The sequence below is a fragment of the Thioalkalivibrio thiocyanodenitrificans ARhD 1 genome (assembly GCF_000378965.1).
GTDB classification, from domain to species: Bacteria; Pseudomonadota; Gammaproteobacteria; order Ectothiorhodospirales; family Ectothiorhodospiraceae; genus Thioalkalivibrio_A; species Thioalkalivibrio_A thiocyanodenitrificans.
Genome location: NZ_KB900536.1, coordinates 2148294 through 2161208, shown reverse-complemented (window position 1 = coordinate 2161208; position 12915 = coordinate 2148294). Strand labels below are relative to the sequence as shown.

The following is a 12915-nucleotide window of genomic DNA, read 5'->3' as shown; positions in this document are numbered from 1 at the left end:
TCGTTCCATGTAAGCTATGCTCGAATCTACGGTGCGCTACGGTGCGCTACGGTGCAGGGAGTCAGTCGAATCTGCCGTCGGACGCTTCGTAAAACACCACACCCCATTTCTTGTCGCCGCCACCGCGGTGTTTCGTCCCGCCCGGGATCCGCATGAAGTCGCCGGGTCCGAGCCGCTTCTCTCCAGTGTCGTCGTGGTACAAATAGAAACCCTGGATCACCACGATCAAGATATCGTTGGCATGCATATGCGGCCCTGAGTCGAACTCAGGGTCGAACTCGGTAAACGCGCCATAGGGGCCCTTGTCATGGTCCCCCCACAATACCGCCCTGGACATGCCCGGAACAACTTCCTGGAAGCCCGCCTCATTCATGGAGACGACAACAGGCGAATTGTGTTGCTGTGTCAGTGCATCTCCTGCAGCGTGGCCTGGGCCCAATGCGGAAGACTCTTCATAAAGGAGCGCACCCCATTGCGCATCGCTGCCACTCCGGTACCGCGTCCCGGCCGGAATCCGTATGACTTCACCTCGCTCGACCCGCCTCTCCCCGGCATCGTCCTTGTATACAAAAGCGCCCTGGATAACCACGATCCGGACATCGCTGATGTTCGTCTGTACCCCCGGATCGGATCCCGGTTCGAATCTGGCAAACACACCATAGGAACCCTTGCTGTGGTTGCTCCACAGGACAGCCCTGGAAATACCGGATGCCACTTCCCTGAAGTCGGCCTCGTAATCGTGGACAAGGGTCGACGAACTTGTCGCTTGCTGTTGCTCAGCCGATGTGTCCACGATACCGAATGTAAAGACCAATGTTGCAGCAACGCCCGAAACCATCCATCGTCCTTTCATGTCATTCTCTCCGATATGGCCGGAGTGAGAAGCAAGTGGCCCAAGCACGACATGTGTAACAGACCAAAAGATGACACATGCGCGGGAGCAGTATACCTGTTTCACTTCTTGACGAGCTTTACGCCCGGGGCAGTTCGGCGCGAGCGCCTGTGTGACCTGTCCTGGTTCATGCGAAGCCTCAACGAATACCTGGCACGGCGCGCCAACGAGGAAGGCGGCTGCAAGGGCCGGTTCTGGGAGGGTCGCTTCAAGAGCCAGGCGCGCCGGCTATATCAGGTGCACGCCTGAGCGGCCGATCATCGTGCGATGCCATGGAGTTGTTGCTGCCAATGAAGTCTTGGGGAAGTCTTGGGTGTCCCCGAAGTCCCCATGAAGTCTTGGGTGTCCCCAAAGTCCCCCAAAGTCCCCCCCAAAGTCCCCCCCCAAAGTCCCCCCCCAAAGTCCCCCCCCAAAGTCCCCCCCCAAAGTCCCCAAAGTCCCGCCGCCCCCGGCGCGCGGCGAATCTCCTATGCTTGAAGCGTATCCACGCGATGGAGGAAGCCGTCATGAGCCAGGTCGTCAAAGAGGTACTCGCCGCCAATGCCGCCTATTCATCCGATTTCGGGGACAAAGGCAAGCTCCCCATGCCGCCGGGGCGACACTTCGCCATCCTGACCTGCATGGATGCGCGCCTGGATCCGGCCAGGTACGCCGGGCTGGCCGAGGGGGATGCCCACGTGATCCGCAACGCCGGCGGGCGTGCCAGCGACGATGCCATCCGCTCCCTGGTGATCTCCCACAAGCTGCTGGGCACCCGCGAATGGTTCGTCATCCACCATACCGACTGCGGCATGGAGACCTTCACCAATGACATCATGGGCGACCTGCTGGCCAGCAGTCTGGAGACGGCCACGGTGGACGCCAACGGCTGGCACGACACGGGCAAGGGACCCGGTTCGCCGGAAGGGCGCTACATCAACTGGCTGACCATATCCGACAATGCCCGGAGCGTGGTGGAGGACGTGAGGCGCATCAAGGCGCATCCCCTGGTGCCCGGCGATATCCCGGTGTACGGCTACATCTACGACTGCAAGACCGGGAAGCTGATGGAGGTGAAGGAGGCCACCGAGGCCGGCAAGGTGGTGTGAAGCAGAGACCGGGGACACCCATGTCGCGGCCGATCCGGAGAGCGCCCGCAGGTATCGCACCGGGAAAGACCGGGAGATCAGGGTCCGGCGATACGGGCCTTGGCGAATGGCGTTGGGTGGTGATGGACCATACTTGAGCCATGGAGTGCATTCTCGCCATTGACCAGGGCAGCCACGCCAGCCGCGCCCTGCTGTTTGACGCGCACGGCGGGGTGATCGCGCGCCACGAGGCGGGCGTGGATCAGCGCGAGCCGCACCCGGGCTGGGTGGAGCTCTCACCGGAGCAGGTGCTGGAGACGGTGCGCGCGGTGATCGGCGAGGTGCTGCCGAAGGCCGGCGGGCCGGTGCGCTGCGCGGGCCTGGCGGTTCAGCGTTCCACCCTGGTGGCATGGCACCGCGACAGCGGCCGGGCGCTGGCCCCGGCCCTGAGCTGGCAGGATACCCGCTGCAGGGATCTGCTCCGGGCCTTTGCGCCCCATGAGAAGCGGATCCGCGGGGTCACGGGTCTGCCGCTGTCGCCCCATTACCTGGCCGGCAAGATGCGCTGGCTGCTGGATCACCACGAGGCGGTGGCGCGGGCGCACGCGGAAGGCGCACTGGTCATGGGGCCGCTGGCCAGCTACCTGGCCTGGCATCTGCTCGAGGGGCACCCGCTGATCGCCGATCACAGCAACGCGGCGCGCAGCCTCCTGTTCGACCTCGGGCGATTGCAATGGAGCCGCGATCTGGCGGCGTTGTTCCGGATCGACCCGGAGTCGCTTCCCGCCTGCGTTCCGACGCTGGCGGCCCACGGCGTGCTGGCGGGCACGGCCATCCCCCTCACCTGCCTGTGCGGCGACCAGAACGCGGCGATCCATGCCGGCGGGGAACCGCCGGAGGATCAGGCGCTGCTCAATCTGGGTACCGGTGCCTTCCTGTTGCGCGACGCGGGCGAGACGCCGCCCGCGCCGGACCACCTGCTCGCCGGAATCGCCTGGAGCACGGCCGGGGCGCGGCGCTATCTGCTGGAGGGGACGGTCAACGGCGTCGGCAGCGCCATCCGCTGGCTGCAGCAACAGACGGACACCGACATCCTGCGCGGGCTGCCCGAATGGCTGGGCGAGATCCGGGATGCGCCGCTGTTCGTGAACAGCATCGGCGGCCTGGGTTCGCCCTACTGGCGGCAGGATGTCGAGGCGCGTTTCATACCGGCCACGCGATCCGCGGCCCGGCGGGCCGTCGCCGTGATCGACAGCATCGCCTTCCTGGTGCACCGCAATCTTGAGGAGATGCATCCGGACAGCCTGCACGCCATCCAGGCATCGGGCGGTCTGTCGCGGCTCGACGGTTTGTGCCAGCGCATCGCCGATCTCGCCGGCCTTCCCGTGCACCGTCACGAGGATCCCGAGGCCACGGCGCGCGGCCTGGCCTGGCTCGCCGCGAACCGCCCGGCGCACTGGCGGCGCAGCTCACCCGGCAGTACCTTTCGCCCCGCGAACAATGCGCGCCTGAAACAGCGCTACGGGGAGTTTGTCGATCTGCTGGAGCGGGGTCCGGGGTTTGTGCCCCCGCCGAGTCACAAAGGGCCCGGATCCGGGTCCCGCTGCTGAGGGTCGGTCCGGCGATCGTGACGCTGTGACGGCGGGTGTGCCCGCGGAAATCCGTGGGGCAGGGCTCGCGGTCGGGGATGGTGCATGCCCTGGCCTTCGCGGGGTGCTGGCACCCGGGGGGCTGGGTGGCCGGGTCTTGTCGGCCCTATAATGGGTCCGGGCGCATTCAGGCCCCTACTCCAGGACCCCCATGAGCCCTGCTTCCAGAGCAGGTTTGAGGAACGCATCTTGAATGCCGCCGACCGATGGCCATCGCTTATCGTGCCCGATGGCTGGTCCCGTGGAACCGGGTCATACCAATCCGGCAAGGCAGGTCCCCGCCGCTTCCTCCCGATGCCCGCCGCGTGAAACGAATCCTCATCCTGGGCGACTTGCTCGGTTGGCGCCGCCGCTATCTGGTCGATGCGCTCGCCCTGCGTTGGCGCGAGGCCGGTCACAGGATCCTGAAGCGCCGTACGACGCGGCACCTGCCGGATGCGGATGTCGTCATCCTTCACGTGGATCGTACGGTGGTGCCGGGCAGGATTTCCGACTGCCTGAAATCCTACCCGGTTGTCCTCAACCGGCAGGCCGTCGACATCTCCAAGCGGGCGATCAGCAGGCAACTGGTGGCGCCCGGCGATGATTACGCGGGACCGGTGGTCGTGAAGACCGACGCGAACTGCGGCGGCCTGCCGGAGCACCCGTTGTCACGCTATCTGCCGACGCGATTCGGTCGGGGGCGGGCCTGGGCGAAGGTGGCGGCCATCAGGCCCGACCGCTACCCGGTGTTCGCCGGCAAGGCCGAGGTTCCTCCGGGGGTGTGGGAGAACCCCGCCCTGGTCGTGGAGCGGTTTCTTCCGGAGAGGCGTGATGATCTGTACTACCTGCGTTACTGGATCTTCCTGGGCGGGAAGGGCTGGGCCGGCCGGCTCGGGTCCCCGCAGCCCATCGTCAAGTTCAGTAATGCGGTGACCCCGGAGGAACCCGTGGAGGTGCCCGATGCGCTCAAGGCCCGGCGGACCGCGCTTGGCTTCGATTACGGGCGTTTCGATTACGTTGAGCACGATGGCGAGGTGATCCTGCTGGATGTCAACAAGACCATCGGCGGGGCGCATCGCATGGACGAGTACAAGGATCGCCTGGATGACCTGGCGAGCGGCATCGAGGATTTCTGACCCCCCGACAATTGCACCCTGGAGACGATCGACATGACGATGGATCAGGAACGCATCGCGAAGTACCGCAGCGTATGGAACAACCTGCGGGTGCCGGTGAGGCCGGGCCCGGAGGGCCTGGCGTTATACCGTGAGCAGATCGGCAGCCTGGTGGACAGGAGCATCCTGATCCTGGGGACCACACCGGAACTGGTGGATATGGCAATCGATCTGGGGGGCCGGCGAATTGTCTGCATCGAGCGGGACCCGGAGATCATGGAGGCCCTGCGACAGCTTGGCGGCAGGGATTGGGGCAATGTGGAGATGGTCGTGGGAGACTGGCTCGAGGAGCGCCCGTCCTTCGCCAATGCGTTCGATGCCGTGGTTTGTGACGGTGGCCTGCTGTTCCTGGAGTTCCCGGGCCAGTGGACAGCCCTGTTCAGGCTGGTGCATGGCTGTTTGAAGGATCACGGCGTCTTTGTCGCCAAGGAGTGGGCGGAGCCGGAAGGCCGGCGTGACTACGAAGCCCTGGTGAATCGGCTGATCACCGATTTCTCGTCCGCAACCCGGGGTTCAGGTCGCGAAGAGATACTGGAAGCATATCGATGCCTGGCATCCGAATTGCGGTTGGCCACTTTTATCGGCACGACCCGGCCAGAGGGGAGCTTCGATCAGGACATCATGGTCGAGCGGCTCGGCCGTCTGCTCACCCGACTCAAGGCGGAGTTTCCAGACCCCGAGATGATGGAGATCACGGAGAGCGCCCTGATTTATCTGGCACGTTCCCGACCGGGAACGACAGATACGGTAGCGGGAGCGCGCTATGAGGAGGCCGGCAAGCTTCTGGCCGCCCAGGGTTTCCGGTCGAAGCATTTCCCCCTGCCGGATCGCCCCGTCCCGGGCGCGAACTACATGTTCGCTGCGTGGAAAACCTGATGCCGGGAGGATGGCGCGGACCTCCCGTCCGGTCGAAGGGTCTCGCGAATCAGTGTCGGAAATGAACGAACAGCCGGCCGAAGTTCTTCGAATCCTTCTCGATGCGGTGATAGCGGGCCTTGATCTCCGGTCGTTCCAGGAACTTCAGAACCCGTTTCTTCAGTTGCCCGGTTCCTTTCCCCGGGATGATCTCCACGGTTCGGATGCGCTTCTTCTCGGCATCGTCAAAGATCGCCTGCAGTGCCTGCTCGATCTGCCGGCCCTGGTTGTAAATGGCATGCAGGTCCAGTTTCAGTCGTGCCATGCCGTTCCCCTTCCCGGGAAAGGGCGACGCCCGCCGGCCGCCTCATGGTCCTGTGTATACGCCGACCCCGGCATGACCGTTGAGGTGCAGTCGGTTGCCTGAAGGTGTCCCGGGCGGACGGCGTCAGCGCCGGCTGTCCCGGCGCGCCTGGCTGCGCTTGCCTGCGGCCGTCGCCTGTCCCTTTCTGGCGCCTGCCCGGTTGTCGCGCGCCATCTTGCCGTGCGCAGCGGCCCGCGCCGATTCGCTGGTATAGCCGGCCGCGCCGGGCCGTTTGCGGCCTGCCGTCCCGGGTTTGCCCCGGCCCGGTGCGGCGGCCGGCTTCGCGCCGCCCTTCTTCCGGGCCGCCGTCTGCGCAAGGCGCGCCTCCCGGACAGCTTTGCGGCGCGCGTCCCGCTCGGCCGCCGCCGCCAGCTTTGCCGCACGGGCCTCGAAGCGGCCGAGCGCCTCGTCAAACAGGGTGGCCTTGTCCCGGGTGCGCTCATTGGTGTCCGGCCGCTCCCCCATCCGGGTGCCCGTGCGTGCGCGGTTCGCCAGGCGCTGGCGCTGGAACAGGTCGCGGTACTTGTCGCGCAGCTTGCGGGTGCGCTCGATCCTGCTGCGCAACTGTGCCGGTGTGAGTTCGGTGACACCCCCGGCGAGGCTTGACGTGAACAGTGTGTACTCGGCGTTCGTGCAGAGGGGGCGGGCTTGAATGCGGTTGAAAGCCATGTGCGGAAGTCCTCGGGAAATGGGGGCGAACCCCGCTGTCGATCCTGCGCCCTGAGTATGGGACAGAATGCAGCCGCCGGCAGGCGGGTCTCCCGGTAACGCCCGGTGGCCCCAGGGTGCCTGCCTCCATGCCGGGTTGTCCGGGACGCTGATGTCCTTCCGGTCCTCCCGTCGCGGTGCCGCTCAGGCCCCGAACACGCCTCGCCGGATCAGGTTCAGGCCGAGCACGATCAGGGTGATCAGGAGGACCCGCTGGAACAGCACCGGGTTGATGCGGTGGCGGATCCGCTCGCCGGCCCACATGCCGACGAACACCGGGATCAGGGCCAGCATCGACAGCCACAGTTCCCGCCACCCGAGCACCCCCACCGCGGCGTAGGAGATGGCGAGGGGGATGGCGCCGCACAGTGCGATCAGGCCGTAGGCGGCCACGAACGTATCCTTCTCCAGCCGCAGTGACATCAGGTACATCACCAGGGGCGGCCCGTTGACGGTGGAGATCCCGTTAAGCAGTCCGGCGGCCAGGCCGACGGTGGGGCCCGCCCAGCGCTCGTGGCGGGGCGGCAGGTACAGCCTGGGGCTGACCAGGTTGAGGGCGCTGAAGATCACCACAATGACACCCAGGATCGCCAGCAGCAGCGCCGTATTGATCTGCACCAGCAGGAGGGCACCGCCCCAGGTGGCCACGATGAACAGCGCGATCAGCGGCCAGAATCGCCGGACACCCTCCCTGGGCAGCCCCGTCGCAAAGGACTGGCGAAGATTCGTGGCGACGATGGGCGCCACCAGGATGGCCAGCACCAGTCTCGGCTCCAGGACCAGCCCCAGCAGTGAGATGCCGAGCAGTGGCAGACCGACACCGACGACGCCCTTGATCAGACCGCCCAGCGCCAGCGCGAGGAACACATAGCCGTACAGGAAGGGCGCCGCGGCCGTTGTCATGCGTCGGTTCTCGGGATGCGTGAGGACCGGAATGATACAGAACAGGGGCGGGAAAGCGAGAGGCGGGGATATACCCGGACGGCGCGCACGGCTTTGTGAAGCCGCACGACCCCGGGGTGGGAGCCATGACCGAATCCGGCAGGCAGGCCCCCGGGATCTCCGGCCGGGGTGTTGTCAGGGTGATACGCCGCGTCCCATCGTACGAGCATTCCCACGGGGTGGACGGTATCCTGAACGCGATGCCTGTTCCGGCACCCGGAATGGGCAGTCACAGGCTCCGACATGAAGAGGTTGCACCCGACCCCATGATCCGCACACCTGATCCGGTGGCCCGGGTCCTGCGCAGGGCCTCCGGCATGAAGCGCCGGATGACCGCCATGCTGGCGCCTGACAATGTCCCGCGTGAACACGCCGAGCGCCTGCTGTTCCGGTTCGGCTTCTTCTGTCATGCGGCGGCCGACACCCCGGAGGGCACGGCCGAATGGAACCGCATTGCCCGCTTATGGCCGCGGATGACGATTGGCGAGTACGTGGTTTATCGGCATCCCGAGACGCGCATCTCACAGCGCAGTGTCGGCAGTGAACACCTGGTGCTGATCGGTGATGCCTTCCTGCCGGACGGTCGGGATGGTGACCCCCTGACGCTGTTGGCTGGCGCGGATCATGATGAACGTTTGGAACTTCTGGATCGCCTTGGCGGGAGGTTTGCGCTGCTGGTCCTGCGGGGCGGTGCCGGGCAGGTTTTTCATGATGCATTCGGCGCGCGTTCGGTCTGCTATCGCAGGGAGGGAGCATTTGCGCTGAGTTCGCATCCCGAGATCATCTCGCTGGTATTCGGCGCAGGGCGACGCAGGGACTTGGAGTCATTCGTCTGTACGGGGGCCTTCCGGAATCTCGGCATGCAGAGTCTTCCGGGTGATGCAACGATGTTTGATGGCGTCCGTCTGTTGCTTCCCAACTTCTACTACGACATCGGTTCGCGTCGGGCGATTCGGCATTGGCCGCGGCAAGCACGAAGGCGGTGCGGTTTCGAGGCGTTTTTCGGAACGATCGACCGCCATTTCGCCGGTCTGGCCGATTTCCTGGGGCCGCCCGTGCGCCCGGTGGTCAGTATCACGGGAGGGATCGACTCCCGAACATTGATCGCGGCCCTGTGTCGTCATGGTGCTGATGTTCGCACGGTGACATGGACCAGTTTCAACCTGAAGCGGTGGGAACGGGAGCCCGTCCGACTTGTGGCATCCTGTCTCGACGGCGTACACGCCGAAGTCAACGCGAACAATGACCGGGTGAACAATGTCTCCTTGATCGGTGTTCGTAACAGCGGCAATTGCCGGGGAGCGTCCGGCACGTTGGCCGGGATGTACCGTCTGTACGGGGAGGAGGCCGGAGCCCTGTTTGTTCACGGTCACGGTGCCAGTGCCATCCGTGGCATCCTTCAGTGCCTGGACAAGGACCGACCTCCGATGCGGGATGCATCGGTGGGCGAGATGGTGCGCATCTTCACGGACCGGCTCAAGGACAGGCGCTACGCGCACGATCGCGGCTTCCGTGGATGTGCCTCGGCGGCGTTCGAGCGATTTCACGAGATCGCTGACTACGACGCGATTGCGGCACTGGGTTACGACATCAACGACCTGTTCTACTGGGAGTACTACATGGGCATGTGGGCGAGCATGAGCTTCAATCAGTTCGACACGGCCCTGTATACGCTCTCCGGCTTCAACAGCCGCGCCGTCTGCGAGGCGGCCTACGGGCTGCCCGATAGTGAACGGCTCACCAAGACCCTGTTCCTGGATGTGATCCGGCGATACGACGAGAGACTGGCGGAGATCCCTTATCGCTGAACGCCGGGGCGTGCTGTGCCGGTAGGAGCCCGGTCCTCCGGGCGAAGGGGGTTTGGTTTGTGCAGGATCGCCCGGAGGACCGGGCTCCTACGATGCGGGTTACACAACCCACACGCATATTGCTTCGCATGCTTCGCGAGCGGCCCGTACGTATTGCGTGTGAACAGGCCGGTGGGTTTGTCCGGTCAGGCCGATGCCTTCTCCGGCCACTCGTGTTCGTGGCAGATCAGGCGCGTCTCTTCCACAAGCAGCGGCTCCCCGGTGAGACCGCAGCGGTACTGATCTTCCCCCTCGCGCCGGAAGTGCCGGCAGGTATGGCAGGCCCCGAAGCTGCGCCAGCGGCGCGACGCCTGGCGGGTGCGCAGCAGTGACTCCAGCGTATCGGCGGCGGCCCGGACCTGATCGGCATCCAGACTTCGCGCGGACGTCTCCCATTCGGGCAGGGGCATGAGTTCGCCCAGCAGCCTGTCGCCCTTGGGTGTCAGATGCAGGCGCGCCACGCGACGGTCGTCCGGATCGGTGCGGCGGCCGATGAGCCCGGCGCGCTCCAGCACCCCGAGCGACTGTGAGGCTGTGCCCTTGGTCGTGCCCAGGTACGCGGTGACGGCGGCCGGGGTGTTGCTGTAGCGATTGCAGCGCGAGAGATAGGCGAGCGCCTGTAGATGCACCGGCTGGAGACCGGCGGTGTGTGCCGCAAGGCGGCGCTCCGTACGCAGCAGGTTGCCCAGCCGTTCCAGGAGTTCGATCAGGCGAGCAGGGTCGTCCATGGCCAGATAGTATCGACGCGAAAACACCTTGACAAGGTCTGCGCTACAGGTTAGAAAGTATCGGGTCGATACGACAAGTCCCTGTCACTGTTCAAGGAGGCTGAATCATGCGCAATCTGTTCCTCACGCTGGCGATCGCCAGCGCCCCACTGGGCTCCGTCCTGGCCCAGGATAGCGGCGTCCCCTACCCGGACGGGTATCGCGCCTGGCATCACGTCAAGTCCATGGTCATCCTGCCCGGCCACCCGCTGGAGGATCCCTTCGCCGGCGTTCACCACATCTACGCCAACGACAAGGCCCTCGCGGGCCTGGAACGGAACCGTTACGAAAATGGCGCCGTGCTGGTCTTCGACCTGCTGCACTCCGTGCGCAGCGAACACGCGGTGGAAGAGGGTGAGCGCAAGCTGGTCGGCGTCATGGCGTATGACGCACAGCGCTACGCCGATACCGGCGGCTGGGGCTTCGAAGGCTTCGCCGGCAACAGCCGCACCGAGCGCCTGGTGGGCGACGGCGGCCAGTCGTGTTTCGCCTGCCATGCCTCGCAGGAGGACAGGCAGTACGTGTTCACCCGGCCGCGGGATTGACGGCGGCACGGACGGGCATGCCGTCCCGGGCGTCAGGGATGCGGGGCCGGCTGCGTTCTCCGGCCCCGCATCTGCTCGCGTTGCAGGAACTCCCGGCGCACACCGGGGTGCGCATCGAGGCATCGCGCCCCCGGCCCGCCCGATGGCCTGCATCCGGCAATGCATGCACACGCGATTCGCTTTCCGGTACCCTCTCCCGGCGGTGGTCCGGTCCGCCCATTCGCAGTCTGCGTACTATTATGGGTAACGGTGAATACCTGATCATGGGAATATGAGCCGCGGTTCAAGGTTGAGGGGGGAGTCTCATGGCTTACACATGGATTACAAAGGGTTTGGCGGCGTCGGTGCTGGCGGTGTCGCTGGCGTGGTTGCCGGTGGCGGGGAGCGCGGACGGAACGGAGCCGGAAATCTATCATGGTCCCGTGACCTCGATCGGCAATGGTCAGGCGCATGCGTTCGTCGTTCTCGATGATGAGCGCCGGCCGACCGCCATCGGCGTGAACCTGTCCGCTGATGCGCTGGAGGGATTGCCGGCGCACACCACCGGGCATGGCCCCGCCTGGGAGTACCGCCTGGAACTGCCGGCGGAAGCGGCAGGCACGGGCTACGACCACATCACGGTGGACTGGAACCCGGAGGGTCATGTCCCCCCGGGCGTCTACGATCTGCCGCATTTCGATTTCCACTTCTACCTGATCGACCCCCAGGAGCGGGAGCGCATCACCCTGGAGGGCGAAGACCTCCAGCGGGCGAGCCGGGCGCCGGACCCCGCGTTCATGCCCGCCGGTTATGTCCTGCCCGAAGGCACCGCGGAGCCCCGCATGGGCGCCCACGCCATCGATCCCGGGGCACCGGAGTTCAACGACGGCGTCTTCGCCAGCACCTTCATCTACGGCTTCTATGACGGCAGCATGGTGTTCGTCGAGCCCATGGTCACCAGGGCGTTTCTGGAGTCGAAGGTTGATGTCACGACCCCCGTTCCGGTTGCCGAGCGCTACCGGCGGCCCGGGTACTATCCGACGCGGTATCGGGTGGGTTTCGACGCGGCTGCCGATGCGCACGTGGTGGTCCTCGAGGGACTCGTCCGACACGGGCAGATCGCCGGCCGCTGACCGGACAGCATGGCTGTCGTCTCCCGTGTGCCCCGGGCGTGGCGACCCCGCGCAGTCCGCAGATCCGCGGTTCCGGTGGCCGCGCTTGCCTCCGTTGCGCCGTGCCTCTACCGTGGAACCCGATGCTTGGTTTCCGACGACCTGCCCCGCCCGCCGATCCACGCGCCGACCGCCTGCGCCTGCGCACGGCCGTGCGCTGGTCCATCCTCGGGGTCGCGCTGCTGTGGGTGGTGGCGGCCGTGCAGCAGTTCGGCCGTTTCGACTGGGTCGGACTGGGCGTCTACCCGCGTGAACTCCACGGCCTCGTCGGCATCCTGACGGCACCGCTGGTGCACGGCTCCTGGGCGCACCTGATCGCCAACTCCTCGCCGCTGCTGGTACTCGGTGCCGCCGCCCTGTACGGCTACCCGCGCGCGACACGCTGGGCCGTGGTGCTGATCTGGCTGGGGAGCGGGCTGGGGGTCTGGCTGTTCGCGCGGGAGAGCTTCCACATCGGAGCCAGCGGAGTGGCCCATGGCCTGATGTTCTTCGCCGTGACCATCGGGATGATGCGCCGCGATGCGCTGTCCATCGGCCTTGCCCTGGTGGTCCTGTTCCTCTACGGCAGCATGGTTTGGGGCGTGTTCCCTCAGGATCCCCGGGTCTCGTTCGAGTCTCACCTCGCCGGTGCCGTGACGGGTATAGGCTGCGGGATCCTGTTGTTTCGTCTCGACCCGCTGCCGAGGTATGTGCGCTACAGCTGGGAGGACGAGGAGCCCGACCAGGATGACGGACCCGACACGGAGTCGCCGTGGCTCCGGGGCGGCATGGATGACCGATCCGAAGACGGCGGCGCGCATCGGGACCGGACGGACAGGCAGTGACCGCACCTTTTCACCGTTGCTCCGTGCGTCGGCCGGGGTCGGGCGTTTACGCCTGAACCCTGATCGAGGGCAATGCCCTGATGAAAACCGTGTACTAGGCTTGTAACTGCCCATCGGGTTTTTGCGCGACCGGGTCCGCGTGTCGCC

13 protein-coding genes and 1 pseudogene are annotated in these 12915 nt (G+C 65.9%); 9 read left to right on the top strand and 5 right to left on the bottom strand.

Annotated features, from left to right (window positions below):
* Positions 1-61 precede the first annotated feature (61 nt).
* A complete protein-coding gene (locus THITHI_RS0110180; protein ID WP_083908705.1) occupies positions 62-853 on the bottom strand; it encodes a cupin domain-containing protein in 792 nt (263 codons plus the stop codon).
* A gap of 138 nt (positions 854-991) precedes the next feature.
* Here THITHI_RS0110180 and THITHI_RS20205 point away from each other — a divergent pair.
* The 5 genes and pseudogenes from THITHI_RS20205 to THITHI_RS0110155 form a co-directional block, all read left to right on the top strand.
* Positions 992-1114 (top strand): annotated as a pseudogene (locus tag THITHI_RS20205) (transposase); the annotation flags it as partial.
* A gap of 284 nt (positions 1115-1398) precedes the next feature.
* On the top strand, positions 1399-1980 hold the full coding sequence (locus THITHI_RS0110170) for a beta-class carbonic anhydrase (protein WP_026186247.1): 582 nt from the start codon (positions 1399-1401) through the stop codon (positions 1978-1980).
* A gap of 140 nt (positions 1981-2120) precedes the next feature.
* Positions 2121-3569 (top strand): FGGY family carbohydrate kinase, encoded by a 1449-nt coding sequence (locus THITHI_RS0110165; protein ID WP_018232986.1) that lies wholly within the window; start codon positions 2121-2123, stop codon positions 3567-3569.
* A 344-nt stretch (positions 3570-3913) separates the two neighbouring features.
* Positions 3914-4726 (top strand): hypothetical protein, encoded by an 813-nt coding sequence (locus tag THITHI_RS18865; protein ID WP_018232985.1) that lies wholly within the window; start codon positions 3914-3916, stop codon positions 4724-4726.
* A 33-nt stretch (positions 4727-4759) separates the two neighbouring features.
* Positions 4760-5641 (top strand): class I SAM-dependent methyltransferase, encoded by an 882-nt coding sequence (locus THITHI_RS0110155; RefSeq protein ID WP_018232984.1) that lies wholly within the window; start codon positions 4760-4762, stop codon positions 5639-5641.
* A 49-nt stretch (positions 5642-5690) separates the two neighbouring features.
* On the opposite strand, the gene THITHI_RS0110150 is transcribed toward THITHI_RS0110155, so the two are convergent.
* From THITHI_RS0110150 to THITHI_RS0110140, 3 genes are all read right to left on the bottom strand, one after another.
* Positions 5691-5945, bottom strand: a complete 255-nt coding sequence (locus tag THITHI_RS0110150) for a Smr/MutS family protein (RefSeq protein ID WP_018232983.1) — start codon at positions 5943-5945, stop codon at positions 5691-5693.
* Positions 5946-6068: 123 nt separating this feature from the next.
* Entirely contained in the window at positions 6069-6653 is a 585-nt protein-coding gene (locus THITHI_RS19795) for a hypothetical protein (protein WP_018232982.1), read from the bottom strand.
* 183 nt (positions 6654-6836) lie between these two features.
* The gene (locus tag THITHI_RS0110140) at positions 6837-7595 is read right to left on the bottom strand and encodes a sulfite exporter TauE/SafE family protein (protein WP_018232981.1); all 759 of its coding nucleotides are present in this window, start codon (positions 7593-7595) and stop codon (positions 6837-6839) included.
* A gap of 305 nt (positions 7596-7900) precedes the next feature.
* Between THITHI_RS0110140 and THITHI_RS0110135 the strand changes: the two genes are divergently transcribed.
* Complete coding sequence (locus THITHI_RS0110135; RefSeq protein WP_018232980.1) at positions 7901-9442, top strand: asparagine synthetase B family protein; 1542 nt, start codon at positions 7901-7903, stop codon at positions 9440-9442.
* Positions 9443-9627: 185 nt separating this feature from the next.
* On the opposite strand, the gene THITHI_RS0110130 is transcribed toward THITHI_RS0110135, so the two are convergent.
* Positions 9628-10236 (bottom strand): MarR family winged helix-turn-helix transcriptional regulator, encoded by a 609-nt coding sequence (locus THITHI_RS0110130; RefSeq protein WP_026186245.1) that lies wholly within the window; start codon positions 10234-10236, stop codon positions 9628-9630.
* Positions 10237-10316: 80 nt separating this feature from the next.
* Here THITHI_RS0110130 and THITHI_RS0110125 point away from each other — a divergent pair, with 80 nt between their 5' ends.
* The 3 genes from THITHI_RS0110125 (at position 10317) to THITHI_RS0110115 (ending at position 12768) form a co-directional block, all read left to right on the top strand.
* Entirely contained in the window at positions 10317-10793 is a 477-nt protein-coding gene (locus THITHI_RS0110125) for a cytochrome P460 family protein (protein ID WP_018232978.1), read from the top strand.
* 305 nt (positions 10794-11098) lie between these two features.
* Positions 11099-11905 (top strand): DUF5602 domain-containing protein, encoded by an 807-nt coding sequence (locus THITHI_RS0110120; RefSeq protein ID WP_156820517.1) that lies wholly within the window; start codon positions 11099-11101, stop codon positions 11903-11905.
* A gap of 122 nt (positions 11906-12027) precedes the next feature.
* Positions 12028-12768, top strand: a complete 741-nt coding sequence (locus THITHI_RS0110115; protein WP_018232976.1) for a rhomboid family intramembrane serine protease — start codon at positions 12028-12030, stop codon at positions 12766-12768.
* The last annotated feature ends 147 nt before the right edge of the window (positions 12769-12915 follow it).